The following is a 26,283-nucleotide window of genomic DNA, read 5'->3' on the forward strand; positions in this document are numbered from 1 at the left end:
CGCCATCGCGTCCGTCTCCCCTGCCTTGCCCGAGCTTCGGCCTTGCCCGAGCTTGAGCCAGCCTCGACCATTCGTCGCCCCGGCGCAAGCGGGCGCGGACGTGTCCGGCGGATCACGTTAGGCGGCGGGTAACGGTTTCTTGACACCAATCAAGGCAGGCTGCCCATCGGCGGCGCGATGTTGGACCTTGACCGATGGGGCAACAGGCATGGAGGCCGGCATGGCAGATGGGAAAGAGCCTCGGGACGCAGCCACGGACCTGCCGCCGGAGGCGGTGGAAGAGGTCATCGGCGAGCCGAACGGCGGCGGGCCCGGTGGCGCCACGGAGGCACCGCTGCCGAAACCGGTGCGGCGGCATGTGGCGCGCGGGCCGATGCTGGACGGTTCGGGCTTTCCCCGGGTCGACCCGGACGCGATCCGCCACGCCTTCGAGACCGGCGCCTATCCCTATCGCCGCAAGCTGGCGGAAAAGGCCTACCTGGCCGAGAAGGCGCAGCTGCAGGCCGAACTTCTGAAGGTCCAGCTCTGGGCCCAGGAAACGGGGCAGAAATTCGCCCTGCTGTTCGAGGGCCGCGACGCCGCCGGCAAAGGCGGCACGATCAAGCGGTTCATGGAGCATCTCAACCCCCGCGCGGCCCGCGTCGTGGCGCTGAACAAACCCACCTGGGAAGAGAAGGGGCAGTGGTTTTTCCAGAGGTATATCAAGGAGTTGCCGACGGTTGGCGAGATGGTCTTCTATGACCGCTCGTGGTACAACCGTGCCGGAGTCGAACGGGTTATGGGCTTCTGCAGCCCCAATGAATACCTCGAATTCATGCGCCAGACGCCCGAGCTGGAGCGGATGCTGGTGCGGGCGGGGATCCGGCTCTACAAATACTGGTTCTCGGTCACCCAGGACGAACAGGCCCGGCGCTTCAAGGCGCGCGAGACCGATCCGCTCAAGCGCTGGAAGCTGAGCCCGATCGACAAGGCCAGCCTCGGCATGTGGAACGAGTATACCGAGGCCAAGGAGGCGATGTTCTTCTATACCGACACTGCCGACGCGCCCTGGGTCATCGTCAAGTCGAACGACAAGAAGCGGGCGCGGCTGAACTGCATGAAGCATTTCCTCAACTCGCTCGACTATCCCGGCAAGGACCCCGAGATCGCCACCCCGCCCGATCCGCTGATCGTCGGCCAGGCCGCGCACGTGATTCACAGTTCCGAGCATATCCTGGGCACCTCGCTGCATCCCGATCAGCGCCGGCGCTGACGGCGGCCCTCCGCGCCGCTCTTGCCCTGCTTTGCCGCCTGCCCTAGCTCTGATGCGGCACAGGACAGGAGGAACGCCATGTGGGACGAACGCTTCGCCGGAGAGGATTATCTGTTCGGCACCGAGCCGGCGGCCTTCCTGGCCGCCCAGGCCGGCCGGCTCCAGGCGGGCAGCGATGTGCTCTGCGTCGCCGATGGCGAGGGCCGCAACTCGGTCTACCTGGCCGGGCTGGGCCATCGGGTCACCGCGATGGACGGCGCCGCCAACGGCATCGCCAAGGCGAAGAAGCTGGCCGAGCGGCGCGGGGTCGCGGTCGACTATCACCTCGCCGACATCGCCGAATGGGACTGGAGCGAAGGCACCTACGACGCCGTGGTCGCGGTCTTCATCCAGTTCATGGGGCCCGAGATGCGCCGCAGGGTCTTCGACGGCCTGACCCGGACGCTGAAGCCCGGCGGGGTACTGCTGCTGCACGGCTACACGCCCAAGCAGCTGGACTACGGCACCGGCGGGCCGCGGATCCTGGAAAACCTCTACACCGCCGACCAGTTGCGCGCCGAATTGCCGGGGGTCGAGATCGAGACCCTGCGCGAATACGAGGCCATGGTCGACGAGGGCAAGGGCCATTCGGGGCGCTCGGCGCTGGTCGACCTGATCGGGCGCAAGCCGGGCTGACCGCCCCCCTGCCACGCCCTCTTGCCGCCCCAGGAGGGCTCGGCTAAGGGGCATCATGGCGGACAGGATGACATATCGCGCCCAGGCCGGGGCGGTGCTGGCGCTCGGGCTGCCGCTGGTCGGCTCGAACCTGGCGCAGTACCTGCTCAACGTCACCGACACGGTGATGCTGGGCTGGTACTCGGTGCGGGCGCTGGCCGCCGTCACCCTCGGTTCGTCCTCCTTCTTCATCGTCCTCATCGTCGGCGCCGGCTTCGCCAAGGCGGTGATGCCGATGGTCGCCGAGGCGGCCAGCAGCGACGACCGCACCGAGGCGCGGCGGGTCACCCGGATGGGGCTGTGGCTGTCGATCCTCTATGCCGTGGCGGCCATGCCGCTGATGTGGTATTCCGGCCCGCTGCTGCGCCTGCTCGGCCAGAAGCCCGAGATCGCGCAGCTGACCCAGGATTACCTGCGCATCGCCGGCTGGAGCCTGCTGCCCGGCCTGCTGGTGATGGTGCTGAGAAGCTTCCTTGCCGCGCTGGAACGCACCCGCGTGGTGCTGCTGGCGACGCTGGCCGGGGTGGCGCTGAACGCGGTGCTGGACTGGCTGCTGATCTTCGGCCACGGAGGGCTGCCCGAGCTGGGCGTGCAGGGCGCCGCCATCGCCACGCTGGGCACCCACCTGCTGACGCTGGCCATCGCCGCGCTCTATGCCGCCCTGCAGCCCGAGCTGCGGCCCTACCAGCTGTTCACCCGCTTCTGGCGCGCCGACTGGCCGGCCTTCGGCCAGGTCTTCCGGCTGGGCTGGCCGATGGGGCTGACGAGCCTGGCCGAGGGCGGGTTGTTCCAGGCCTCGGCGCTGATGATGGGCTGGATCGGCACGGTCCAGCTGGCCGCCCATGGCATCGCGCTCGAGATCGTGGCGCTGACCTTCATGGTCCATCTCGGCCTGTCGAACGCGGCGACGATCCGCGGCGGTCGGGCCCGCGGCCGCGGCGACGCGCGCGGCCTGCGCGACGGGGCGGCGGTGGCGGTCGGGCTGTCGGCGCTGTTCGCGCTGGTGGCGGTGGCGACGATCGTGGCCTTCCCGCACCAGCTGCTGGGGCTGTTCATCAATCCCGACGATCCGCTCAAGCCGCAGCTCCTCGACTACGGCACCCGGTTCGTGCTGGTCGCCGCGCTGTTCCAGTTCGCCGACGCGACGCAGGTGATGGCGCTGGGGCTGCTGGCGGCGCTGAAGGACACGAGGGGGCCGATGGTCCAGGCGGCGGTGAGCTACTGGCTGATCGGCATCCCGGCCAGCTACGCGCTCGCCTTCCCGCTGGGGCTCGGCGGCGTCGGGCTGTGGCTCGGCCTGACGCTGGGGCTGACCCTGGCGGCGGTGCTGATGATGACCCGGTTCTGGCGCAAGGCGCCGCGGGTGGAGGTCTAGGCGGGTGGAGGTCTACACGGGTGGAGGTCTACACGGGTGGAGGTCTAGGCGGGTGGCGGTCCAGGCAGAACCAGAGCCGGGCGCCCTAGGCCTCCCCGCCGCCCTTGGCCATCAGCCGGTCGGCCTTCTTGCGCACCAGCACCGAGCGCAGGTCGTGCATCGCCATCAGCAGCGGCTCGGTCAGTTCCTCCAGCGCCTCGTCGCTGGCCTTGCTCTGCGCCCATTGGGCGGCGAGGTTGAGCTGCTCGATGGTGCGCCGGATCTCGTCCAGTTCGCGCCCGGCCAGCAACGCCTGACGCTCCGTCAGCCACGCGCGGATCGCTGCCATGTCCGCGGACGTCAGGTCCCGGTTGCCATGCGGCTTGATCTCGCCGTTCCGGGCGTTGGCGACGGCGATCTGCTCCATCTCGAGCCGGCGCAGGCGGTTCTCGGGCTCCAGCCGGAACACCGCCGCGCCGTTCTCGCGGATGCGGAAATAGTATTCCGGCAGGTCGTCCGCCATCTTGCCCCCGTTACTTCAGGCCCTTGCAGAAGGTCTGAATCCGCGTGCAGGCCTCGGTCAGGGCCGCGTCCGAAGTAGCGTAGCTGACCCGGAAGGCCGGCGAAAGCCCGAAGGCCGCACCGAAGACGACGGCGACGCCGGTCTCTTCCAGCAGCGCCGTGGCGAAGGCCTCGTCATCGGCAATCACCGTGCCGCCGGCCGAGGTCTTGCCGATGCAGCCGGCGATGCTGGGATAGACGTAGAACGCCCCTTCCGGCACCGGGCAGGTGATGCCGGGCGCCTCGTTGAGCATGCCCACCACCAGGTCGCGACGGCGCTGGAACGCCACCCGGCTCTCGGCGATGTAATCCTGCGGCCCGGTCAGCGCCTCGAGCGCCGCCCACTGGCTGATCGAACAGGGGTTCGAGGTGCTCTGCGACTGGATCTTGCCCATCGCCCGGATCAGTTCCACCGGCCCGGCGGCATAGCCGATGCGCCAGCCGGTCATCGCGTAGGCCTTGGAAACGCCGTTGCAGGTCAGCGTCCGGTCGTAGAGCCTGGGCTCGACCTGCGCCGGGGTGCAGAACTCGAAATCGTCGAAGACCAGGTGTTCGTACATGTCGTCGGTCAGCACCCAGACATGCGGATGGCGCAGCAGCACGTCGGTCAGGCCCTTGAGCTCGTCGCGGCTGTAGCCGGCGCCGGTCGGGTTCGACGGCGAGTTGAAGATCAGCCACTTGGTCTTCGGCGTGATCGCCGCTTCCAGCATCTCGGGCGTCAGCTTGTAGCCGGTTTCCATCGGGCATGCGACCGCCACCGGCTCGCCGCCGGCCAGCAGCACCATGTCGGGATAGCTGACCCAGTAGGGCGCCGGGATGATGACCTCGTCACCCGGGTTCAGCGTCGCCATCAGCGCGTTGTAGAGCGTCTGCTTGCCGCCGGTGCCGACCGAGACCTGCGCCGGGGTGTAGTTCAGCCCGTTCTCGCGCTTGAACTTGTCGCAGATCGCCCGCTTGAGCTCGGGGATGCCGTCGACGGGGGTGTATTTCGTCTTGCCGGCGTCGATCGCCGCCTTGGCCGCGTCCTTGATGTTCTGCGGCGTGTCGAAGTCGGGTTCGCCAGCGCCGAGGCCGATGACGTCCTTGCCGGCCGCCTTGAGTTCGTTGGCCTTGGTGGTCACCGCGATCGTGGGTGACGGTTTCACGCGATCGAGCGACGCAGACAGGAACGACATGGGCGGCCTCCGGTTTGATGTTGCCGGAGACCTGTCTTAGGGTGCGCCCCGACAGCGATCAAGCGATATCGGAGAGGAGAGGCGAGATGGCGGAAGAGACCCCGACGGAAGGCTGGTTCAGCGAGGATGCCGCGACCTTCGGCGACCGGCTGGCCGGCGCCCGCGAGGCGATGGGCATGAGCCAGAGCGAGCTGGCCCGGCGGCTGGGCGTCAAGCTCAAGACCGTCACCGGCTGGGAAGACGACCTGATCGAGCCGCGGGCGAACAAGCTGCAGATGCTGGCGGGGATGCTGAACGTCTCGATCATGTGGCTGCTGACCGGCCGCGGCGAGGGGCTTGAGGGCCCGGTCGAGGCCGACGGCCTGAATGCCGGGGCCGAAAAGCTGCTGGCCGACTTGCGCAAGGCGCGCACCGATGCCATTGCCTTGGGCGACCGGATCGGCCGCCTGGAAAAGGCGCTGCGCAAGACCCTCAAGGAGAACGCCGGATGAGCGAAAGCCCGGAAGATCGGCTGAAGCGGATGAAAATGCGCTCGTGGCGGCGCGGCACCAAGGAGATGGACCTGATCCTCGGCCCCTGGGCCGACGCCCATCTCGCCGGCCTCGCCCCCGCCGCGCTCGACCTCTACGAGGCGCTGCTGGCCGAGAACGACCAGGACCTCTACCCCTGGATCACCGGCCAGAGCCCGATGCCGGCGCAATATGCCGAGCTGCTGGGCGAGATCGGCACCTTCGCCCGCGCCCGGCTTGGCCCCACCGGCTGATCCGGCGCTCCGGAGCCGCGCCCTGCGGGCACAAGGCTTCTGTCGGGTGCCGCGCGCGTGGGGGCGCTGCCCCCGCCGCCCTTCGGGCGCCTCCCGCGAAGCATTTCCACAAAGGTGACTGAGAAGAACGGGTGCCCGCTTCCTCTCAGCGCAAATATCCCGGGGGTCCGGGGGCAGCGCCCCCGGCCTGCCCCCCGCTCCTTAACCCTATCTTTGCCTTTTGCCGCGAGTCTCCGGCCGCACCATGACCAGGCGGAGGGCACGATGTCGGCGCAGGCGATGCCGAGCGAGGCGGATCAGGAGTTCCTGCGGGGCTATCTGGAAAGCCTCGCGCTGGTCGAGCGGCTGCACCGGCTGCTGCTCGACGTGATCAAGGACGAGTTCGAGCGGCTCGGCCTGCTCGAGATCAGCCCGGTGCAGGCGCTGCTCATCTACAATATCGGCGATAACGAGGTGACGGCGGGCGAGCTGAAGTCGCGCGGCTATTACCAGGGCTCGAATGTCAGCTACAACCTGAAGAAGCTGGTCGATGCGGGCTACATGCATCACCAGCGCTCGTCGATCGACCGGCGCTCGGTCCGGGTCCGGCTGACAGGGCGCGGGCGCGAGGTGCGGCGCATCGTCGAGGCCCTGTTCGCCCGCCAGGCCGGGGAATTCGAGAAGCGCGAGGTGCTGGCCCTGGGCGGGATCGGCGAGGTCAACCTGGCGCTGCGGCGGATGGAGCGGTTCTGGACCGAGCAGATCCGCTACATCTACTAGCGATCGCCGGGCCCGGCGGTTTTCGCGCCGGGCCCGGCATTGCGACGCCTACCGGTGGCCGAACTGCAGTGGCCCGACCGCCAGCGTCCCGATCACCAGTGACCGGTGTTTTCCATGCTGGCCCAGGGCTCGGCCTTGGGCAGCGGCTCGCCGATCTGCAGCAGCTCGACCGAGATGTTGTCGGGGCTGCGGACGAAGGCCATGCGGCCGTCGCGCGGCGGCCGGTTGATGGTGACGCCGTTGTCCATCAGGTGCTGGCACATGTCGTAGATATTCTCGACGCCATAGGCGAGATGGCCGAAATGGCGGCTGTCCGAGGGCAGGCCCTCGTCGCCGTCCCAGTTGTAGGTCAGCTCGACCGGGCAGTCCTCCTGGCCCTCGGGCGCCATGAAGACGAGGGTGAAGCGCCCTTCCTCGTTGTCCCAGCGCCGGGTTTCCTTGAGCCCGAGAAGGGCGAAGAATTTCATCGTTTCGTCGAGATCCTGCACGCGGACCATGGTGTGAAGATAACGCACCTGCATCGGCACCTCCTGTTGGCGTTTCGCCAGACTTAGCACGCCCGCCAGCGGTGTCACCCCCGGGACCGGCGCGCCGCAGGGCGGGCGGTCAGAACTGCGAGCGGAAGCCGAGCAGCAGACCGGCCTGGCTCGAGCGGTAGAGCCCGACATTCGAGGCCGTGCGGCTGTAGCTGACGTCGAGGCTGGGCGAGAAGCCCATGTAGGAAACCCTGGTGAAAACCATGGTCAGACCGGCCGACAGGGTCACGTCGCGCCGGCCGTTCGGGGCCCAGCTATAGGGTCCGTAACGTCGGCGCTCCGCGCTCAGCTGCAGCCCCAGCGCAATTCCGCGCACCGGCTTGGCCTTCGACCAGGTCAGGTCGGCAAACACGGCCCGATTATCGATCTCCGCTTCCGCCGCGCGCGTGTCGCGCGCTCCGAAGCTCAGCCGCATTCGGTCGCGATTGGCCAGCCCCCAGTCCAGTCCGATTTCGCCGGTCATCACGTCGGCCGACCGGGACGTCATGTCGTAGCGGTCCTGATGCTCGTAGCTGACATCCCACAGCGCCTTGAGCTGCGGCGCCAAGGGATGTTCGGCGCCGAGGCCGAGCCGGGCATAGTCGGACAGCACCGCCCCACCGTACCAGTTGCGTCCCAGCGTGCCGGTCCAGTGATAGATCGACAGCGACTTGACCGAGCGGCGGAATTCCTGCCGGATGCCGATCTCGAAAGCGCCAAAGTCGTAGTCGCTGCCTTTCGCCATCGGCGCCGCCGCCTTCGCCCGGGCCGAGAGCCAGTTGTGACGATAGCTGCCGGAAAAGTGGAACTCTGTCCGGACGCGCTCGCTCGGCGGCAAGCGGTAGACCGCGGCGAATCCCAGTTGGCCGACATAGCCCGAAAGCGCCTGGGCGTCCGTGCCCAGTTCGATCGTCACCGGCCCGTAGGGCAGCCATGGCAGTTCGGCAAGGCTGGTCGAGCTCGAACTGCCGTTGTTGACGTTCGACGACGGCGACAGCGACAGGCTGAAATGCAGCGCCCAGGGATTGCGCGAACGGACATATCTGTAGTCGCGCACCGCCAGCGCCCGGGCGCGCTCGTCCGGCGCGTTCTCGACCGCGCGCCGCAGCCAGAGCTGGGCCAGCGTCCGGTTCCCGGCCGAGGACAGCGCCTGCGCCCGCACCCGCGCCGCGGCATAGCGTTCGGGCGCGGTCTCGGCATAGCGCCAGGCCTTGCGCGCGGCGGCGCGGGCCTCGTCGTAATGGCCCAGGTCGCGCGCCGCCCGCGACCGGATCAGCAGCGCCGTGACGTCCTTCGGGTCGCGCCCCAGCAAGGCCAACGCGATATTGTGAGCGTCGGCGGCATAGCCGGCCGCGAGCGCCCGCATCCCGACCGCGCGCATCGCAGCCGGGCTCAGCTCGACCGGCTTGGCCTGGCCGGCAAGCGGCGCGGCAACGGCCAGCAGGCCCAGCGCAAGCGCAAGCCCGGCGGTGCGGATGCGCATCAGCGCCTCCTAGTTGCGTTGCAGGATGAACCCGCCGGTCTCGCGCACCGTGACACCGTCGACGCGCGGATCGGCGGAGGTCATGACCACGATGCCGACCACCTCGCCCGCATTCTTGCCCGACAGCACCGCGTAATACTTGCCGGTCTCGAGCCGCTCCGATCCCGAGCTGGTGGGGACAGTGCTGGTGATGCCGTTGGTGATCTCGCCGGCCTTGCTCAGCGTTCCCGGCCCGACGGTGAAGACGGCAGTCGGCAGCACGGTCTGGGTCACGTTGGTCTTGGTGGACAGCGCCGCCAGCACCTGGCCGGTGATATCGTTGCCGTTCACGTCGAAGATCTTGCGGTTGGAAATCTGGCCCTGCACCCCGGCGGGATCGTTGAAGTCATTGAAGTCGATGGCGATCTTCATGTCGCCGGTGGTGTATTCAAGTCCCGCGGCGCCATCGAAGTCGCGCAGGCCGGCATATTTGCCGCTGTAATTGGCCTGGCCCGAGGTCGGCAGCACGACCGATCCGTTGCGCTGATACATGAAGCCACCGAAGCCGTAGGGGACATAGGCCCCGGTGCGGACGATGGCGAATTCGGTCGTCGGCTTGCCGTCCGCCGTCTTGTTCGTGCTGCGCGCGTAGATCGCGCGGTAGAGGAACTGGTTGATCGGGGTGCCGGTAAGCGAGTCCTGATAGGTGCTGGCCGCCTCGTAGACCTGGTAGGGCCCGAGATTGGGCACGGTCGTGTCGCGGGTATAGGTATTGCCGCCGTCGAAGGCGAGGTTGTCGACCGTGAACGTGTCGTTGGTCGCGTCATAGGTCATGTTGGTCGCATAGCCGTCGCCCGTGGCCGCGTCCTGCTTTTCGCTATGGCTGATCGGCGAACTGGCCGAGACCGTCGTGCTCCCCGGCAGGTCGACCGTCGTGCCGGTGCCGCCGCTGCTACCCGAACTCGGGCCGCCGTTGTTGAGCGAATTGCCGCTACAGCCTGCAGCCATCAGCGTCACGGCCGCCATATGCCAGAATTTCATTTCACTGCCCGTAATTCGTTCTTTCTTGCGCGAATGGTCGCCGCGCACCGCTTCAAAGTCAACGCTGCAACGGAAAATCGCCCGCGCCGTGACCTTCATGCCAGCCCGGCGAAGTGCTACCGGATATTGCGTCGGGCCCGGCTTCAGGCGGAATATGTTGCGCATTCCCGGCAGAGCGCCCATGCTTCGCGCTTGGCGGAACCGGCCGGGGCGGGTAAGACTGCAGGCAGGCGAGGGACGACCGGGAGAGACGGGGATGAAACAGTATCTTGACGCTTTGAGAACGATCCTGGCCGAGGGCGTGGCGACGACCGACCGCACCGGCACCGGCACCATCGCCCATTTCGGCATGCAGGCGCGCTACCCGCTGGCCGACGGTTTCCCGCTGGTGACGACGAAGAAGCTGCACCTGCGCTCGATCATCCACGAGCTGCTGTGGTTCCTGGCCGGCGACACCAACATCAAGTATCTCAACGACAACGGGGTGACGATCTGGGACGAGTGGGCCGACGAGAACGGCGATCTCGGTCCCGTCTACGGCCGCCAGTGGCGCGCTTTCCCCGCCCTGCAGCCGACCGACAAGACGCTGGACGGCGCGCCGCTGTTCCTGGCCCGCAGCGTCGACCAGATCGCAGAGCTGGTCGACGCGATCCGCACCACCCCCGACAGCCGCCGCCTGATCGTCTCGGCCTGGAACCCCGGCGACGTGCCGGAGATGGCGCTGCCGCCCTGCCATACGCTGTGGCAGGTCAAGATCCTCGGCGGCAAGCTGCACCTCCAGCTCTACCAGCGTTCGGCCGACATGTTCCTCGGCGTGCCGTTCAACATCGCCTCCTATTCCCTGCTGCTGGTCATGCTCGCCCATGTCACCGGCTACGAGCCGGGCGACTTCGTCCATACCATCGGCGACGCCCATATCTATTCCAACCACATGGAGCAGGTGCAGACCCAGCTGGCCCGCACACCCAAGCCCCTGCCCCGACTGCGCATCACCCGCGAGGTGAAATCGATCTTCGACTTCCGCTACGAGGATTTCGAAATTTCTGGCTACGACCCGGACCCGGCGATCCGCGCGCCGGTGGCGGTGTGACGATGATTTCGCTCGTCGTCGCCCGCGACCGCAATGGCGCCATCGGCAAGGACAACACCATCCCCTGGCGCGCGCCCGAGGACCTGGCCTTCTTCCAGCGCGAGACCAGCCACGGCGCGCTGATCATGGGCCGCAACACCTGGGAGAGCCTGCCGGTCAAGCCGCTGAAGAACCGCCTCAACCTCGTCGTCTCGTCGAGCCTGGAGGGCGAGCATGTCGTGCCCTCGCTCGATGCCGCCCTCGAGGCCGCCCACGCCGCCGGCTACCACCGCCTCTACGGCATCGGCGGCGCCGGGATCTACCGCGCGCTGCTGCCCCGGGCCCACCGGCTGCTGATCACCGAGGTCGATGTCGCCGTCGAGGCCCCCGACACCTTCTTCCCCGCCTTCGATCCGGCCGAGTGGCGGCTGATCGGCAAGGCGGTGCTACGGGAAGAGGGGCCGAAATGCGAGCTGTGTGAGTATTTGCGGCGGGGTGAGGGACGCGCCCTAGGCGAACAGCCAAACCGCCCTTATACTCGTAGATAAAGGACAGGGACAAATACGGCTGAGGGCCTGGGGCCAAGTTTGGCGGAGATAGTTGATGAGTAAGACAAAGAGCTTTTCTGAACTTGAAAGAAGAGAATTTGTCGCTCTAAAGCGACAATATGTGCATCCAGCCAACGAAGTATCGCAACCCAACCAACTTGTGGGACGAGAACAAGCCCTTAACTCAGTCCGCAATGCTTTTGAGCGCGATGGGTCTAATATTTTCATTTGGGGTCAGCGCGGCGTTGGCAAAACATCTCTGGCCCACACCGCAGCAGCAAAATACTCAGACATTGTCGCGCTCGGTCCTGCAATCGCGTGCGAAAAGAATTCTTCGATATCTAACCTCTTTCAAGACCTTGCGCGACGCGCAATAGCCAAAGATAAGAGCCTCCTTAAAAATTCGTCCGTCAAGATCAAACTCGAAGCCCTTGGGCTCTCTGTTGAGGGCCAACTCGGTGGCTTTCGGCCGACTACGGAGATCACATCTGTCAACCAAGCGTCAGAACTTCTTGGTGCACTCTTCCCCTCGGACTTTCAAAACGGAAAAAAGACAGTCATCATAATAGACGAATTTGATCAACTTGAGAATCAAGACACCATCAATTTCCTAACCTCGCTCGCCAAACAAATGTCAGTGGACGCACTGGACGTAAAAATTGTCTACTGCGGCGTTGCAAGTGATCTGTAAGCATTGATTGGCTCCCACGAGTCTGTCGGTCGATATATTTCGGCGATCAAGCTTACCCCACTATCTGACAATCACATCTGGACAATCGTACAGAATATTGCGTCAAATTTTGGCCTGAAGATTCCACGCGGCCAAGTAGTTAGAATAGGACAAATTGCGTGTGGATATCCCACATTCGCTCACCTCATTATGGATGAAATATTAAATGTTGCGTTTGAAGAAACGTATTCCGACGAGACAGTAAATCAAACGATATTCAATGAAGCAATGCGCAGAGCGGCCAGTGGGGCAGCCACACATTTACAAGGCGCCTATGAAGCCGCAACTCTTAAAGGAACAGACAGATACGTGGAAGTCCTGTGGTCAGTTGCCAACGGCCAACATATCCAAGAACGTCAATTCAAAGACATTAGAAATGACTACAAAGCAATTATGGCAGCTCGCCCTCAAAGGGATGCTATCGTCAAAGAACAAACACTTCGAAACCATGTTAATGCGCTTTGCGAGGATTCGAATGGAAGCGTGTTGGAGAAGATGAAGACAGGTTGGTACAAATTCCGCGACCCAATGTTCCGGGGCTATGTTCGCATGATGGCATTTAATGAAGGCATCGAATTAGGTGACGAGAGTTTTCCTCGCTAGTCTCACCCCTCAAATATCCAGCTCCTCCACGAACCGGGCGTTCTCCTGGATATACTGGAAGCGCAGTTCCGGCTTCTTGCCCATCAGCCGCTCGACCAGGTCGCCGGTCTCGCCCGGTTCGTCCTCGTCGATGGTGACGCGGATCAGCTTGCGCGAGGCCGGGTCCATGGTGGTTTCCTTCAGGTCCTTGGCGTCCATCTCGCCCAGGCCCTTGAAGCGGCTGACGTCGATCTTGCCCTTGCCGCCCAGCCCCTTGGCCAGCCACATGTCCTTTTCCGCCTCGTCCAGCGCGTAGATCCGCTTGGCACCCTGGGTCAGGCGGAACAGCGGCGGGCAGGCGAGGTAGAGGTGGCCCTGGTCGATCAGCGGCCGCATCTGGGTGAAGAAGAAGGTCATCAGCAGCGAGGCGATATGGGCGCCGTCGACATCGGCGTCGGTCATGATGATGACCTTGTCGTAGCGCAGGTCGTCGATGTTGAACCGCGTCCCCAGCCCGGTGCCCAGCGCCTGGGTCAGGTCGTTGATCTCCTGGTTCGAGCCGAGTTTCGAGCTGGCGGCACCGAGGACGTTGAGGATCTTGCCGCGCAGGGGCAACAGCGCCTGGGTCTTGCGGTCGCGGCCCATCTTGGCGCTGCCGCCGGCGCTGTCGCCCTCGACGATGAACAGCTCCGTCCCCTCGCGGTTGGTGGCGGAACAGTCGACCAGCTTGCCCGGCAGGCGCAGCTTCTTGGTCGCCGTCTTGCGCTGGGTCTCCTTCTCCTGCTTGCGCCGCAGCCGTTCCTCGGCCCGCAGCACGAGGAAGTCGAGGATCGCCCCGGCCGCCTTGGTGTCGGCCGCCAGCCAGTTGTCGAAATGGTCGCGCACCGCGCCCTCGACCAGCTTCTGCGCCTCGGTCGTGGCCAGCCGGTCCTTGGTCTGGCCGACGAATTCCGGCTCGCGGATGAAGACCGAGATCAGGGCGCAGCCGCCGGTGAGCAGGTCCTCGCGGGTGATCTGGGCCGCCTTGCGGTTGCCGACCAGCTCGCCATAGGCGCGGATGCCTTTCAGAATCGCGGCCCAGAAGCCGGCCTCGTGCGTACCGCCCTCGGGCGTCGGCACGGTGTTACAGTAGGACTGGGTGAAGCCGTCGCGCGCCGGGGTCCAGTTGATCGCCCATTCGACCTGGCCGGGGACGTGGAACTTCTCCTCGAAGCCGACCTTGCCGGCGAAGGGCCTGTCGGCATAGGTCGAGGAGCTGCCCAGGGTTTCCGACAGGTAGTCGGCCAGGCCGCCGGGGAAGTGGAAAGTGGCCTCCATCGGCGTGTCGCCATCCTCGATCGCCGTCTTCCAGCGGATCTCGACGCCCGAGAACAGGTAGGCCTTCGAGCGCACCATCTTGAACAGGCGGGCGGGCTTGAAGCGGTGGCTGCCGAAGATCTGCTCGTCGGCATGGAAGGTCACGGTGGTGCCGCGCCGGTTCGGGGCGGGCCCGACCTTTTCCACCGGCCCCAGCGGCTTGCCGCGGCTGAATTCCTGGGCGTAGAGCTCGCGGTTGCGCGCCACCTCGACCCGCATGCGATCCGACAGCGCGTTGACCACCGAGGCGCCGACGCCGTGCAACCCGCCCGAGGTCTGGTAGGCCTTGCCCGAGAACTTGCCGCCGGCGTGCAGGGTGCAGAGGATGACCTCGAGCGCCGACTTGTCGGGGAACTTGGGATGCGGGTCGATCGGGATGCCGCGGCCGTTGTCGCGGATGGTGATCGAATAGTCCGCCGCCAGCTCGACCTCGATCCGGCTGGCATGGCCGGCCACCGCCTCGTCCATCGAGTTGTCCAGCACCTCGGCGACGAGGTGGTGCAGCGCCCGGTCGTCGGTGCCGCCGATATACATGCCGGGCCGCTTGCGGACGGGCTCCAGCCCCTCCAGCACCTCGATGGAACTGGCGTCATAGGAGGCGGAGGCGGCGTCGCCGGAAAGAAGGTCGTCGGCCATGGATGCTCGATTCTTGGTATGGTGGCTTGGCGGCAAAGTAGACCATCCTTGCCCCTGCCGTGCAAGCCTCGGCCCAGATGTTGGGGCCCGGTGCCGCCGCCCCGCCCCATGCTGCGCCCGCCGGCCCCGGCAGAGCCCCGCGCCGCCGTTGAGGCCCGTCAATGCACGCGTCCGCCGGCGCGCGCAGACTGACCCGAGGGGAAACTCGCATCAAGATGAGAGCATTGGGAGGAGATTTTATGACACAAGTTATTCGGAGTGCCGCCGCCGCATTGATCCTCGGTCTGGCATTCGGCGCGCCGGCGATGGCCCAGAGCACGGTCGAAGCCGGGGCGGCCGCATTCAAGAATCGCTGCGCGGTCTGCCACGGCGAGACCGGCAAGGGCGACGGCACGGTGGGGCAGATGTTCACGCATCCGCCGAAGAACCTGACGCTCTTGAGCAAGGAAAACGGCGGCGTTTTCCCGTTCGAACGGGTCTACCAGTCGATCGACGGCCGCAAGAAGATCGCCGCCCACGGGATCGGCGGGTCGCCGATGCCGATCTGGGGCGAGTATCTGATGGAAGAGGCCATGGAACGGCAGGGAACGGACAAGAACGCCGCCGCCCTGATGGTTCAGGGCCGGATCCTGCAGCTGATCGCCTATATCCAGTCGGTCCAGCAGTAAGAGCTACAGCCCCCAGGCGGCCTGCGCCGCGGCGGCCCAGCCCAGGGTCCGGCGCCCGCCGTCCTCGACCACCGGCCGCTTCATCAGCGCCGGGTGTTCGGCCAGCAGGTCTGCGGCCGGGCGGGCGCGCTCGGCCTCGGACAGGCCGCGCCAGCTGGTCGAGGCACGGTTGACCAGCTTGTCGCCGAACTCCGCCAGCAGCGCCGCCAGCTCGGCAGGGCTCAGCGGCTGGGCCCGGACATCGCGGAAGGTCACGTCATGGCCGGCCGCGGCAAGCGCCTTGCGCGCCTTGCGGCAGGTGTCGCAGCTGGGAATACCGTAGAGGATCATCGCGGCCTCGCATCATTGATCGGGCCGTCACAGTCCCCGATGCGGCGGGCCGGTTCAAGCCCGCTTCGCCGCTCCGCGCGCGCCGGGCGAAACCTCGCCATGCCAAAGGTTTGAGCCGGAGCCGCCGGCCCGGCCTTGACCTGCCCCCGGCGCTGCCCCCAGATGGGGGCCAGTTCCCATCACAGGAGTTCCCCGATGTCCTACACCCTGACCCGCCTGCTGGCCGACACCCCGATCGACGCCGCCGAGGAACGCGCCCGCAAGGCGCTGGCCGATAACGGTTTCGGCGTGCTGACCGAGATCGATGTCGCCGCGACGATGAAGAAGAAGCTCGACAAGGACATGGCCGGCTACAAGATCCTCGGCGCCTGCAACCCGAACATGGCCTGGCAGGCGATCGGGATGGAGCCGCGCGTCGGCGCCATGCTGCCCTGCAACGTGATCCTGCGCGCGGTCGAGGGCGGCACCGAGGTCTCGGCGATCGACCCGGTCGCCTCGATGGCGGCGATCCCGAACGACGATCTGAAATCGGTCGCCACCCAGGTGCGCGACATGCTCGACAAGGTGGTGCAGGCGGTCTGAGGCCCCCTTCCGGACCGCCCCTTCCGGACCGCCGCGCCCGGCGCGGCGGCCCCGCACCGGCCGGTCGCGGCGCCGGGCCTCAGCGTTGCAGCGTCTCGACGTAATCGGCCAGGTCGACCAGCTTCTCCGGCGTCGGCGTCACCACCCCGTCGCCGGTGTCGATCATCACCTTCGGGCCCTCCAGCAGCGTGTCGAAGACCGGCATCATGCCGCCATGGCCCTTGGCGCGGTTGTAGCCGTCGATCATCGACATCACCGCGATGCGCGGGAAACTGCCGTCGTTGCGCGCCGCGATGCCGGTCAGGTCGGCCGGCTTGACCTTGAGATCCGCCGCCGCCGGCCCGTCGCCGCGCCCGTCCACGCCATGGCATCCGGCGCAGAGGTCCTGGTAGCTGGCGCGGCCGGCCGCGACCTGCGGCGGCTGGCCGGTACAGGCCGCCACCAGCGCCACCAGCGTCACCCCGGCCAGTCCGACAAATATGCGCATGTCCCTCTCCTGTCGTTTCGCCCGGCCAGACTGCCAAGGCGCCAGCCCGGTCGCATTGATCGAGGTCAGCCCGGCGGCGCCCCTTCCCCTCCGCCCCTACCTCCCCTAGTCTCGCGCCGCAATCATTCCGCGAGGCCCCCGATGACGCTCGACTCCCTGCGCTATGCCGCGATCATGCTTGCCGCCGGGATCGGCATCCCGGTTCTGGCCGCGCTCAACGCCCAGCTCGGCGCGCGGCTGGGGGCGCCGGCGGCGGCGGCCGTGATCCTGTTCGTCGTCGCCTTCTGCGGCGCGCTGATCGCGGCGCTGGCAACGATGGGGGCCGACAGCCTCGGCCGGGCGCTGGTGCGGGCGCCGGCCCAGCCGAAGGTGCTGTTCCTGGCCGGGCTGCTGGTCGCCTTCTACGTGCTGTCGATCACCTGGATCGCGCCGCGCTTCGGCGTCGGCAACGCGATCTTCTTCGTGCTGCTGGGCCAGATGATCTCGGCCGCCGCCATCGACCAGTTCGGCCTGCTCGGCGCCGTGGTCAAGCCGCTGACCCTGATGCGCGGCGCCGGGATCGGCTTCATGGTGCTGGGAATCCTGCTGATCCAGCAGGGGTAACCCCTCCTGCATTTCTTCTTTGCCCAAATACTCCCGCCGGAGGCGTCCCTGCCCGTCCGCTCCCACCGCCCGCGGGCGCGAGGACCTCAGCCTTCGATCCGCCCCGCCTCGAGCCGGACGATGCGGTCCATCCGTGCCGCCAGCTCCATGTTGTGGGTCGCGATCAGCGCCGCCAGCCCGGTGCCGCGCACCAGCTCCATCAGCGCGCCGAAGACCTGGTCCGAGGTCTCGGGGTCGAGGTTGCCGGTCGGCTCGTCGGCCAAGAGCAGCCGCGGCTCGTTGGCCAGCGCCCGGCAGAAGGCGACGCGCTGCTGCTCGCCGCCCGACAGCGCCGCCGGGCGGTGGTCGGCCCGCGGCTTGACCCCGACCCGGTCGAGCAGCGCCAGCGCCCGCGCCTCGGCCGCCTTCCGCTTCGCCCCGTTCGCCAGCTGCGGCAAGACGATGTTTTCCAGCGCGGTGAACTCGGGCAGCAGGTGGTGGAACTGGTAGATGAAGCCGACCTCGCCGCGCCGCACCCCGGTCCGTACCCGGTCGCCCAGCCGGGTCATGTCCTGCCCGCCGATGGCGACGCTGCCGGTGTCGGGCGTGTCGAGCAGCCCGGCGATATGCAAGAGCGTCGACTTGCCGGCGCCCGAGGGCGCGACCAGCGCCACGACCTCGCCCCGGCCGATCCGCAGCGAGGCGCCGCGCAGCACCTGCACCTCGCCCGGCGTGCCCTTGAGGTAGGTCTTGCCGATCCCGTCCAGCGCCAGCACCGTCTCACTCATAGCGCAGGGCCTCCACCGGGTTCATCCGCGCCGCGCGCCGGGCCGGGATCAGGGTGATGACGAAGGACAGGCCGAGCGACAGCGAGACCGATTTCAGCACGTCCCACAGCTCGAGCTTGGCGGGCAGCGAGTAGATGCCGCGGATCGACGGGTCCCAGACGCCGCCGCCGGCCCAGTAGTTCACGAAGGAGAAGATCGGGTCGATATAGATCGCGAACAGGCAGCCCAGCAGCACGCCCATCGCGGTGCCGATGGTGCCAGTGGAGGCGCCGCAGATGAAGAAGACCCGCAGCACCGAGCCCTCGGTCAGCCCCATCGTGCGCAGGATGCCGATGTCGCGGCCCTTGTTCTTCACCAGCATGATCAGCCCCGAGATGATGTTCATCGAGGCGATCAGGACGAGGATAGAGAGGATGACGAACATCACGTTGTCCTCGACCGTCAGCGCCCGCAGGAAGCTGCCGGCACTGTCGCGCCAGGTCCAGAGCATCGCATGCGGCCCCGCCGCGCGCAGCAGCGCCGGTTTCAGCGCGTCGACATGCTCGGGATCGGCGGTCATCACCTCGATCTCGTCGGCCGCGCCCTCGCGGTTGAAATAGCTCTGCGCCTCCTTGAACGGCATGTAGACGCGGGTCCGGTCGATGTCGTAGCGGCCGGCGGTGAAGATGTAGGTCACCGTGTAGGCCTTGACCCGCGGGCTGGTGCCGAAGGCCGTTTTCACCCCGTCGGGCGAGATCAGCCGCAGCCGGTCGCCGATGCCGATGCCCAGCTCGCGGGCGATGCCCGAGCCGATGGCGATGCCCTGGTCGAAAGCGTCGAGGCTGCCGATCGCGCGGTCGGGATGGGCGATGCGCGGGATGTTCTTCAGGTCGTCCAGCGCGATGCCGAAAACCTGAACCCCGGTATTGCGGCCATCAAAGGTCGCCATCACCTCGCCCTTGACCAGCGGCGCGGCAGTGGTGACGCCGGGGATCTTCTCGATCCGGTCGGTGATGGCGTTGTAATCGGTGATCTCGCGGCTGACGCGGCCGTTCACGTCGGCATGGGCGGCGGCATAGACCGTGACATGGGCATTGGCGCCGAGGATGGTGTCGACGAACTCGGCCCGGAAGCCCGAGCGCACGGCCAGCGTCGCGATCAGGGCGAAGACGGCCAGCGTGATGCCGATCAGGCTGATCCAGGTCATCACCGAAACGCCGCCCTCGGCCCTGCGGGCGCGCAGGTAGCGCCAGGCGATCATCCATTCGAAGGCGGAAAAGGGGGCGGTGCGGTTGGCCACGTCTGCTCCTGTCATGCGCGGCGGAGAGTGCTGTCCCCGGCATCTGGCGTCAAGGGACCGGCAGGGGAAGAGGTGTCACGAAACCCGATGGTTATGAAAACAGCGCGTGAATGTCCCCCGCCCCGCGCCGGCGTCGGCGGAAACCGGCCATCCCTAGCGTTTGCGCGTCAGCCGCAGCAGCTGGCCGTCCTCGGCATCGGTCAGCGCCAGGATCGCGCCGTCGGCGGCGACGTCGATGTCGCGCAGCCGCGCCTGGCGGTAGAGGAAGCGTTCCTCGCCGGTCACCCGGTCGCCGGTCAGCTCGAGCCGGACGATGCCGCCCGGGGTCAGCGAGGCGGCGAGGATGTTGCCGCGCCATTCGGGGAACATGGCGCCGTCGTAGAAGGTGAAGCCGCTGGGGGCGATCACCGGGTCCCAGTATTAGCGCGGCTCGGTCATGCCCTGGGCATGGGCCTTGCCGCTGCCGACTGGGGCGCCGTCGTAATTCACGCCATAGCTGACGATGGGCCAGCCGTAATTCGCCCCCTTGCGGATCAGGTTGAGCTCGTCCCCGCCGCGCGGCCCGTGCTCCAGCGTCCACAGCTGCCCCGTCCCCGGCCGCAGCGCCGCGCCCTGGAGGTTGCGGTGGCCGTAGCTCCAGACCGCCGGGCCCCGCTTCGGGAACGGATTGTCGGCGGGGGCGCTGCCATCGGCGTTGAGCCGCAGCACCTTGCCGTAGCTCTTGCCGATGTCCTGCGCGAATTGGCGCTCGCGGCGGGTGAAATGCTCGCCAGTGGTGATCCAGAGATATTGCCCGTCGGGAACGATCCGCGATCCGAAATGGGCGGCGGTGCGCGACGGCGGGGACTGGACGAAGAGGTCGCCCCCCCCTCCAGCCGGCTCAGGTCCGCAGACAGCCGCGCCGTGGCGGCGGCGGTGGCCGAGCCGCCAGCAACCGGCTTGGCATAGGTGAGGTAGATGCGGCGCGAGCTGGCGAAATCGGGCGCCAGCGCGACGTCGAGCAGCCCGCCCTGCCCCTCGGCCAGAACCCTCGGCACGCCGGCGATCGGGGCGCTCACCCGGACAGCGGCACCGACATGGCGCAGGGTGCCGACGCGCTCGGTCACCAGGTAGCCGCCCTCTTGCGCCGGCAGCGGCGCGATGCCCCAGGGATGATTCAGCCCCGTCGCCAGCACCTCGACCGACAGCGCGACGCCGCCATCGAGCTGCGGCGTCCTCGTCTGGCCGGCGAAGGCGGGGCGGAATCCGGGGACATTGGGCTGGCCGTATTCCCAGCCCTGCGCCGCCAGCGGCGCGGCGGCACTCAGGGCCAGCAGGATGGCGGCGAGGCGGTCAACGAACATGGGGCCCTCCTTTCCGGGGGCCCCATTAAAACACGGAAAACCAGCGCAGCGGGCGGAAAACCGGCGCCGGATCAGATCGTCGCGTAGATTTCCGCCACCCGGGCGATCGCCGCCTCGGCGCTCATCTCCTCGCTCTCGCCGGTGCGGCGCGAGGTCAGCTCGACCTTGCCGTTGGCAAGGCCGCGCGGGCCGACGGTGATGCGCCAGGGCAGGCCGATCAGGTCCTGGGTGGCGAATTTCGCCCCCGCCCGCTCGTCGGTGTCGTCGTAGAGCGGATCGAGCCCCTTGGCCTTGAGCGCGGCATAGATCGCGTCGCAGGCGGCGTCGGTATCGCCGTTGCCCTGCTTGAGGTTGACGATGCCGCAATGGAACGGCGTCACGCCCTCGGGCCAGATGATGCCCTTGTCGTCGTGGCTGGCCTCGATGATCGCGCCCAAGAGGCGGCTGACACCGATGCCGTGGCTGCCCATGTGGACCGGCACCCGGCTGCCGTCGGCGGTGACGACGGTCGCCCCCATCGGCTCGGAATACTTGGTGCCGAAATAGAAGATCTGGCCGACTTCGATACCGCGGCTGGTCTTCTGCCGCTCGACCGGGATGTCGTGGAACAGGGCGACGTCGTGGGTCTCGTCGGTGCGGGCGTAGGGCGTCGTCCATTCCTTGACGATCGCCGCGCATTCGGCGCGGTCGTCGTAATTCACCACCCGGTCGCCGAATTTCAGATCGGTGATGGCGCTGTCGTAGAAGACCTCGGATTCGCCGGTCGAGGCGAGGACGAGGAACTCATGCGTGTCGTCGCCGCCGATCGGGCCCGAATCCGCCCGCATCGGGATCGCCTGCAGCCCCATCCGCTCGTAGGTCCGCAGGTAGCTGACCATGTGGCGGTTGTAGGCGTGCATCGCGTCCTCGTAGGTGAGGTCGAAATTGTAGCCGTCCTTCATCAGGAACTCGCGCCCGCGCATGACGCCGAAACGCGGCCGGACCTCGTCGCGGAACTTCCACTGGATGTGGTAGAGCGTCATCGGCAGCTGCTTGTAGCTCTCGACATGCGAGCGGAAGATGTCGGTGATCATCTCCTCGTTGGTCGGGCCGTAGAGCATGTCGCGCTCGTGCCGGTCGGTGATGCGCAGCATCTCCTCGCCGTAATCGTCGTAGCGGCCGGATTCGCGCCACAGGTCGGCCGGCTGCAGCGTCGGCATCAGCAGCGGGATATGGCCGGCGCGCTGCTGCTCCTCGTGCACGATCTGCTCGATCCGGCGCAGCACCTTGTAGCCCAGCGGCAGCCAGGAATAGATGCCGGCCGCCTGCTGCTTGATCATGCCGGCGCGCAGCATGTAGCGGTGGCTGACGATCTGGGCCTCGGCGGGGGTTTCCTTGAGGACGGGCAGGAAGTAGCGGGACAGACGCATCTCACGGGCCTTGCATAGACTGGGTTCGGCATCACCTATTGGATCCGCAGCTATCAGGCAAGCGGCCCGCGCTTGCAAGGGCCGCGGGGATCGGTCAAGACAGGGAAAAGCGAGGAACGCGGCCGATGGCACTGCCGGTCAGGGAACAGCTGAAATACTGGGGCGCCGCGGCGGCGGTGTTCCTGCTGGCGCTGTGGTTCCTGGGCGGTGTCATCCTGCCCTTCCTGGTCGGCGGCGCCATCGCCTATTTCCTCGATCCCGTCGCCGACCGGCTCGAGGCGATGGGGCTGAGCCGGGCGCTGGCGACCACGGTGATCTCGGTGATCGCGGTGCTGATCTTCATCCTCGTCGCGCTCCTGGTGATCCCGACCCTGGTGCAGCAGCTGATCGCGCTGATCAATGCCGCGCCGACCTATTTCAACCAGCTCCAGGCCTTCCTGACCCGGCATTTCCCGCAGGTGCTGGACCAGAACAGCGTCGTCCACCAGACGCTGCTGTCGATCGGCGACGCGATCAAGTCGCAGGGCGGACGGGTCGCCAACAGCCTGCTGAGTTCAGCCGTCACCGTGATCAACGCGGTGGTGTTCCTCATCGTCGTGCCCGTCGTCGCCTTCTACCTGCTGCTCGACTGGGACCGCATGGTCGCCCATCTCGACAGCTGGCTGCCGCGCGACCACCGCGCCACGATCCGCCAGCTTGCGCGCGAGATCGACGCGGTGCTGGCCGGCTTCGTGCGCGGCCAGCTCTCGGTCTGCCTGGTGCTGGGCAGCTATTACGCCATCGCGCTGATGCTGGTCGGGCTGCAATTCGGACTGATCGTCGGCGCCATCGCCGGGCTGATCACCTTCATCCCCTATGTCGGCGCGCTGACCGGCGGCACATTGGCGATCGGGCTGGCGCTGTTCCAGTTCTGGGACCAGCCGCTCTGGATCGGCGTCGTCGCCGCGATCTTCGCCCTGGGCCAGATGATCGAGGGCAATATCCTGACCCCGAAACTGGTCGGCGGCTCGGTCGGGCTGCACCCGGTCTGGCTGCTCTTCGCGCTGTCGGCCTTCGGCACCTTGTTCGGCTTCGTCGGCATGCTGGTCGCGGTGCCGGTGGCGGCGACGCTGGGGGTGCTGGCGCGGTTCGGCATTCGCCAGTATATGCACAGCCTGCTCTACCAGGGCCTCGGCCCCGGAGAGACGCCTGTAACCGGATCGGACGCGAGCGACGACGCCTGACATGCCGCAACAGCTGACTTTCGACCTGCCCGTGCGCGAGGCGCTGGGGCGCGAGGATTTCTTCGTTTCCTCGGCCAATGCGGTGGCGCTGGCGACGCTGGACGGCTGGCAGGACTGGCCGCAGGGCAAGATGGCGCTGATCGGGGCGCGCGGCGCCGGCAAGACCCACCTCGCCCATGTCTGGGCCGCCGAGGCCGGGGCCAGCATCGTCTCGGCCGCCGACCTGACCGAAGCCGAGGCCCCGGCGCTGGCCGCCGGTGCGGCACGGGTGGTGGTCGAGGATGCCGACGCCATTGCCGGCGACCGGGAGGCCGAGGTGGCGCTGTTCCACCTTCACAACCTGGTGCTGGCCTCGGGCGGGCGGCTGCTGCTGACCGCCGCCACCGCCCCCAACCGCTGGCCACTGGGCCTGCCCGACCTGGCCAGCCGGATGCAGGCCACCGCCGTTGCCGCGCTCGAACCGCCGGACGACGCGCTGCTCTCGGCGGTGCTGCTCAAGCTCTTCGCCGACCGCCAGATCGCGGTGGCGCCGAACCTGATCCCCTATCTCGCCGCCCGCATCGACCGCTCCTTCGCCGCCGCCCGCGACGCCGTCGCCCAACTCGACCAGCAGGCGCTGGCCCAGTCCCGGCCGGTGACGCGGGCGCTGGCGGCCGAGGTTCTGGACTTGGGCGCGGAAGACGCGCCATAGTCGTCACCTCGCATTTACACAGCTTCCGCTATAAGGCGCTTATGACCAACGCTGATTTCCTCACCGCCCCGTTTCCCGATGCCGCCGCCCTGCCCGCCGCCGAGACCGCCGGACCGAAGCGGTTCTTCAACCGCGAACTCAGCTGGCTTGCCTTCAACTGGCGCGTCGTCGAGGAGGCCCGCAACCCGCGCGTGCCGCTGCTGGAACGGGTCCGCTTCCTGTCGATCTCGGCCACCAACCTGGATGAATTCTACACCGTCCGCGTCGCCGGCCTGCGCGAGCTGGCCCGCGCCGGCAACACCACGCCCGCCGCCGACGGTCGCAGCCCGGCCGAGCAGCTTGTGCTGATCAACGAGGACGCACGCCGGCTGCTGCAGGCGCAGCAGGCGATCTGGAACAAGCTGAAGAAGGAGATGGAGGCCGAGGGCATCAGCCTGCTGACCCGGGCAAAGCTGACCCGGCGCGACCACAAGTTCCTCGAGGACTATTTCCTGGGCCAGGTCTTCCCGGTGCTGTCGCCGCTGGCGATCGACCCGGCGCACCCGTTCCCCTTCATCCCCAATACCGGCTTCTGCCTGGCGCTGCAGCTCGAACGCACCGGCGATTCCCGGCCACTGCAGGCGCTGCTGCCGATCCCGCAGCAGGTCGCGCGCTTCGTGCCGCTGCCGGCAGAGCCGGGCGAATTCCGCTTCCTGCCGATGGAGGAGCTGCTGCTGCTCCATCTCGGCTCGCTCTTCCCCGGCTACCGCGATGCCGGCCATTGCGCCTTCCGGGTGCTGCGCGACAGCGATCTCGAGGTCGAGGACGAGGCCGAGGACCTGGTGCGCGAGTTCGAGGTGGCGCTGAAGCGGCGGCGGCGCGGCGAGGTGATCCGGATGACGATCACCGCCGGCGCACCGGAAGAGCTGCGCCACACGGTGATGGAGGAGCTGGGCGTCGCCCCGGACGAGGTGATCGAGATGCGCGGCCTGATCGGCGTCGCCGATCTCAAGGAACTGGTGCTCGACAGCCGGCGCGACCTGCTCTGGCCCTCCTTCACCCCGCGCGTGCCGGAACGGGTGCAGGACCACGAGGGCGACATGTTCGCGGCGATCCGCCAGAAGGACATGCTGCTGCATCACCCCTACGAAACCTTCGACATGGTGGTGCGCTTCCTCGACCAGGCCGCGCGCGACCCGGACGTGCTGGCGATCAAGCAGACGCTCTACCGCACCAGCCGCGACAGCCCGATCGTCGACGCGCTGTGCGAGGCGGCCGAGGCCGGCAAGTCGGTGACGGCGCTGGTGGAACTGAAGGCCCGCTTCGACGAGGCCGCCAACATCCGCCAGTCGCGGCGGCTCGAGCGCGCCGGCGCCCATGTCGTCTACGGCTTCCTCCACCTCAAGACCCATGCCAAGATCTCGACCGTGGTGCGGCGCGAGGGCGACCAGCTGGTCACCTATACCCATTACGGCACCGGCAACTACCACCCGATCACGGCGCGGATCTATACCGACCTCAGCCTGTTCACCTGCGATCCGGCGCTGGGGCGCGACGCGACCAAGGTGTTCAACTTCCTGTCGGGCTATGCCCAGCCCGAGGGGCTGGAGAACCTCGCCATCTCGCCGATCAACCTCAAATCGCGGCTGATCTCCTCGATCGCGGCCGAGGCCGAACACGCCCGCGCCGGCCGCCCGGCCGAAATCTGGGCCAAGATGAACGCGCTGACCGAGCCGGACGTGATCGACGCGCTCTATGCCGCCAGCCAGGCCGGGGTGAAGATCAACCTGATCGTCCGCGGCATCTGCAACCTGCGCCCCGGCATCAGGGGCCTGTCCGACAATATCCGCGTCAAGTCGATCGTCGGCCGCTTCCTCGAACACAGCCGCATCGTCTGCTTCGGCAACGGCCACGGCCTGCCGTCGCGGCAGGCGCGGGTCTACATCTCCTCGGCCGACTGGATGGAGCGCAACCTCAACCGCCGGGTCGAGACCCTGGTCGAGATCGGCAACGCGACGGTGAAGGCCCAGATCGTCGACCAGATCATGGCCGCCAACCTGGCCGACGAGGCGCAGAGCTTCATCCTCCAGCCCGACGGCCATTTCCTCCGCCAGCTCGAGCCCGCCGATGGCAGCCTGTTCAACTGCCACCATTTCTTCATGGACAACCCGTCGCTCTCGGGTCGCGGCAGCGCCGGCGCCTCCGACGTGCCCAAGCTCGCCCACCCGAAGGAATAGGGCCGCGCCCCCCGTCGGCGGCGCCCCTCCCCAGCCCCTGGACTTCACTTTCTGCTCGAAAATATCCTCGGGGAGCGCGAGGGGCAGACAGCCCCTCGCTCTTTCCTTGCGCCATTATCCGAGGCCAATGGCGGCGGGGCAGACGGCCCCTCGCCCTTCCTTTGCGCC

The 26,283-nt window shown here is 67.4% G+C and carries 27 protein-coding genes and 1 pseudogene; 16 read left to right on the plus strand and 12 right to left on the minus strand.

Annotation, left to right across the window (positions count from 1 at the left end; genetic code table 11):
* Positions 1-373: 373 nt before the first annotated feature.
* The 3 genes from ppk2 to ACFOES_RS01505 all read left to right on the plus strand — a co-directional run bounded on the left by ppk2 (position 374) and on the right by ACFOES_RS01505 (position 3,341).
* On the plus strand, positions 374-1,252 hold the full coding sequence (gene ppk2 / locus ACFOES_RS01495; protein WP_377831526.1) for a polyphosphate kinase 2: 879 nt from the start codon (positions 374-376) through the stop codon (positions 1,250-1,252).
* A gap of 78 nt (positions 1,253-1,330) precedes the next feature.
* Entirely contained in the window at positions 1,331-1,927 is a 597-nt protein-coding gene (locus ACFOES_RS01500; protein WP_377831317.1) for an SAM-dependent methyltransferase, read from the plus strand.
* A gap of 55 nt (positions 1,928-1,982) precedes the next feature.
* Positions 1,983-3,341, plus strand: a complete 1,359-nt coding sequence (locus ACFOES_RS01505) for an MATE family efflux transporter (RefSeq protein ID WP_377831320.1) — start codon at positions 1,983-1,985, stop codon at positions 3,339-3,341.
* A gap of 85 nt (positions 3,342-3,426) precedes the next feature.
* Here the strand turns inward: ACFOES_RS01505 and ACFOES_RS01510 are convergent, their stop codons facing one another.
* Both ACFOES_RS01510 and ACFOES_RS01515 read right to left on the minus strand, forming a co-directional pair.
* Positions 3,427-3,843: a hypothetical protein gene (locus ACFOES_RS01510; protein WP_377831322.1), complete on the minus strand. Its 417-nt coding sequence runs from the start codon at positions 3,841-3,843 to the stop codon at positions 3,427-3,429.
* 10 nt (positions 3,844-3,853) lie between these two features.
* Positions 3,854-5,056, minus strand: coding sequence for a pyridoxal phosphate-dependent aminotransferase (locus ACFOES_RS01515; protein ID WP_377831325.1), 1,203 nt, complete (start codon positions 5,054-5,056; stop codon positions 3,854-3,856).
* An 86-nt stretch (positions 5,057-5,142) separates the two neighbouring features.
* Here ACFOES_RS01515 and ACFOES_RS01520 point away from each other — a divergent pair, with 86 nt between their 5' ends.
* From ACFOES_RS01520 to ACFOES_RS01530, 3 genes are all read left to right on the plus strand, one after another.
* Complete coding sequence (locus tag ACFOES_RS01520; RefSeq protein ID WP_377831327.1) at positions 5,143-5,547, plus strand: helix-turn-helix domain-containing protein; 405 nt, start codon at positions 5,143-5,145, stop codon at positions 5,545-5,547.
* Positions 5,544-5,819 carry an FAD assembly factor SdhE gene (locus ACFOES_RS01525; protein WP_377831331.1) on the plus strand — a complete coding sequence of 92 codons (276 nt, stop codon included), beginning with the start codon at positions 5,544-5,546 and terminating at the stop codon, positions 5,817-5,819. The genes ACFOES_RS01520 and ACFOES_RS01525 overlap by 4 nt, the downstream gene beginning before the upstream one ends.
* A gap of 264 nt (positions 5,820-6,083) precedes the next feature.
* Positions 6,084-6,578 carry a MarR family winged helix-turn-helix transcriptional regulator gene (locus tag ACFOES_RS01530; RefSeq protein ID WP_377831334.1) on the plus strand — a complete coding sequence of 165 codons (495 nt, stop codon included), beginning with the start codon at positions 6,084-6,086 and terminating at the stop codon, positions 6,576-6,578.
* Between the two features lie 92 nt (positions 6,579-6,670).
* Here ACFOES_RS01530 and ACFOES_RS01535 read toward each other — a convergent pair whose 3' ends face one another.
* The 3 genes from ACFOES_RS01535 to ACFOES_RS01545 all read right to left on the minus strand — a co-directional run bounded on the left by ACFOES_RS01535 (position 6,671) and on the right by ACFOES_RS01545 (position 9,596).
* Positions 6,671-7,099, minus strand: a complete 429-nt coding sequence (locus ACFOES_RS01535; RefSeq protein ID WP_377831337.1) for a VOC family protein — start codon at positions 7,097-7,099, stop codon at positions 6,671-6,673.
* 85 nt (positions 7,100-7,184) lie between these two features.
* Entirely contained in the window at positions 7,185-8,576 is a 1,392-nt protein-coding gene (locus tag ACFOES_RS01540; protein WP_377831340.1) for a surface lipoprotein assembly modifier, read from the minus strand.
* Positions 8,577-8,585: 9 nt separating this feature from the next.
* Positions 8,586-9,596 (minus strand): hypothetical protein, encoded by a 1,011-nt coding sequence (locus ACFOES_RS01545; protein WP_377831346.1) that lies wholly within the window; start codon positions 9,594-9,596, stop codon positions 8,586-8,588.
* 256 nt (positions 9,597-9,852) lie between these two features.
* On the opposite strand from ACFOES_RS01545, the gene ACFOES_RS01550 reads away from it, so the two are divergent.
* From ACFOES_RS01550 to ACFOES_RS01565, 4 genes are all read left to right on the plus strand, one after another.
* Positions 9,853-10,686: a thymidylate synthase gene (locus ACFOES_RS01550; protein ID WP_377831351.1), complete on the plus strand. Its 834-nt coding sequence runs from the start codon at positions 9,853-9,855 to the stop codon at positions 10,684-10,686.
* 2 nt (positions 10,687-10,688) lie between these two features.
* Positions 10,689-11,213, plus strand: a complete 525-nt coding sequence (locus ACFOES_RS01555; RefSeq protein ID WP_377831527.1) for a dihydrofolate reductase — start codon at positions 10,689-10,691, stop codon at positions 11,211-11,213.
* 55 nt (positions 11,214-11,268) lie between these two features.
* Entirely contained in the window at positions 11,269-11,904 is a 636-nt protein-coding gene (locus ACFOES_RS01560) for an ATP-binding protein (RefSeq protein ID WP_377831354.1), read from the plus strand.
* Between the two features lie 189 nt (positions 11,905-12,093).
* A complete protein-coding gene (locus tag ACFOES_RS01565; protein WP_377831359.1) occupies positions 12,094-12,546 on the plus strand; it encodes a hypothetical protein in 453 nt (150 codons plus the stop codon).
* 9 nt (positions 12,547-12,555) lie between these two features.
* On the opposite strand, the gene parE is transcribed toward ACFOES_RS01565, so the two are convergent.
* Positions 12,556-14,517, minus strand: a complete 1,962-nt coding sequence (parE, locus tag ACFOES_RS01570; RefSeq protein WP_377831364.1) for a DNA topoisomerase IV subunit B — start codon at positions 14,515-14,517, stop codon at positions 12,556-12,558.
* 161 nt (positions 14,518-14,678) lie between these two features.
* Here parE and ACFOES_RS01575 point away from each other — a divergent pair, with 161 nt between their 5' ends.
* Positions 14,679-15,185 carry a c-type cytochrome gene (locus ACFOES_RS01575; RefSeq protein ID WP_377831367.1) on the plus strand — a complete coding sequence of 169 codons (507 nt, stop codon included), beginning with the start codon at positions 14,679-14,681 and terminating at the stop codon, positions 15,183-15,185.
* Positions 15,186-15,188: 3 nt separating this feature from the next.
* Here ACFOES_RS01575 and ACFOES_RS01580 read toward each other — a convergent pair whose 3' ends face one another.
* Positions 15,189-15,515, minus strand: coding sequence for an ArsC/Spx/MgsR family protein (locus ACFOES_RS01580; RefSeq protein ID WP_377831370.1), 327 nt, complete (start codon positions 15,513-15,515; stop codon positions 15,189-15,191).
* Positions 15,516-15,710: 195 nt separating this feature from the next.
* Between ACFOES_RS01580 and ACFOES_RS01585 the strand changes: the two genes are divergently transcribed.
* Entirely contained in the window at positions 15,711-16,097 is a 387-nt protein-coding gene (locus ACFOES_RS01585) for a DUF302 domain-containing protein (RefSeq protein ID WP_377831372.1), read from the plus strand.
* 79 nt (positions 16,098-16,176) lie between these two features.
* Here ACFOES_RS01585 and ACFOES_RS01590 read toward each other — a convergent pair whose 3' ends face one another.
* Complete coding sequence (locus ACFOES_RS01590; protein ID WP_377831374.1) at positions 16,177-16,584, minus strand: c-type cytochrome; 408 nt, start codon at positions 16,582-16,584, stop codon at positions 16,177-16,179.
* Positions 16,585-16,725: 141 nt separating this feature from the next.
* On the opposite strand from ACFOES_RS01590, the gene ACFOES_RS01595 reads away from it, so the two are divergent.
* A complete protein-coding gene (locus ACFOES_RS01595; protein ID WP_377831376.1) occupies positions 16,726-17,187 on the plus strand; it encodes a DMT family transporter in 462 nt (153 codons plus the stop codon).
* Between the two features lie 86 nt (positions 17,188-17,273).
* On the opposite strand, the gene ACFOES_RS01600 is transcribed toward ACFOES_RS01595, so the two are convergent.
* The 4 genes and pseudogenes from ACFOES_RS01600 to proS all read right to left on the minus strand — a co-directional run bounded on the left by ACFOES_RS01600 (position 17,274) and on the right by proS (position 21,985).
* Entirely contained in the window at positions 17,274-17,954 is a 681-nt protein-coding gene (locus tag ACFOES_RS01600) for an ABC transporter ATP-binding protein (protein WP_377831378.1), read from the minus strand.
* Positions 17,947-19,233: a lipoprotein-releasing ABC transporter permease subunit gene (locus tag ACFOES_RS01605; protein ID WP_377831528.1), complete on the minus strand. Its 1,287-nt coding sequence runs from the start codon at positions 19,231-19,233 to the stop codon at positions 17,947-17,949. The genes ACFOES_RS01600 and ACFOES_RS01605 overlap by 8 nt, the downstream gene beginning before the upstream one ends.
* A gap of 153 nt (positions 19,234-19,386) precedes the next feature.
* Positions 19,387-20,576: pseudogene (locus ACFOES_RS01610) on the minus strand (PQQ-dependent sugar dehydrogenase).
* Between the two features lie 71 nt (positions 20,577-20,647).
* Complete coding sequence (gene proS / locus ACFOES_RS01615; protein WP_377831381.1) at positions 20,648-21,985, minus strand: proline--tRNA ligase; 1,338 nt, start codon at positions 21,983-21,985, stop codon at positions 20,648-20,650.
* Positions 21,986-22,110: 125 nt separating this feature from the next.
* Between proS and ACFOES_RS01620 the strand changes: the two genes are divergently transcribed.
* Genes ACFOES_RS01620 through ACFOES_RS01630 form a run of 3 tightly spaced genes read left to right on the plus strand, consistent with a single transcriptional unit; the run spans position 22,111 to position 26,115 of the window.
* Positions 22,111-23,208 (plus strand): AI-2E family transporter, encoded by a 1,098-nt coding sequence (locus ACFOES_RS01620; RefSeq protein WP_377831385.1) that lies wholly within the window; start codon positions 22,111-22,113, stop codon positions 23,206-23,208.
* A gap of 1 nt (position 23,209) precedes the next feature.
* Entirely contained in the window at positions 23,210-23,899 is a 690-nt protein-coding gene (locus ACFOES_RS01625) for a chromosomal replication initiator DnaA (RefSeq protein ID WP_377831387.1), read from the plus strand.
* 41 nt (positions 23,900-23,940) lie between these two features.
* Positions 23,941-26,115, plus strand: a complete 2,175-nt coding sequence (locus ACFOES_RS01630; protein ID WP_377831390.1) for an RNA degradosome polyphosphate kinase — start codon at positions 23,941-23,943, stop codon at positions 26,113-26,115.
* The last annotated feature ends 168 nt before the right edge of the window (positions 26,116-26,283 follow it).

Source organism: Acidimangrovimonas pyrenivorans (genome assembly GCF_042643245.1).
In the GTDB taxonomy this organism is placed as follows: domain Bacteria; phylum Pseudomonadota; class Alphaproteobacteria; order Rhodobacterales; family Rhodobacteraceae; genus Acidimangrovimonas; species Acidimangrovimonas pyrenivorans.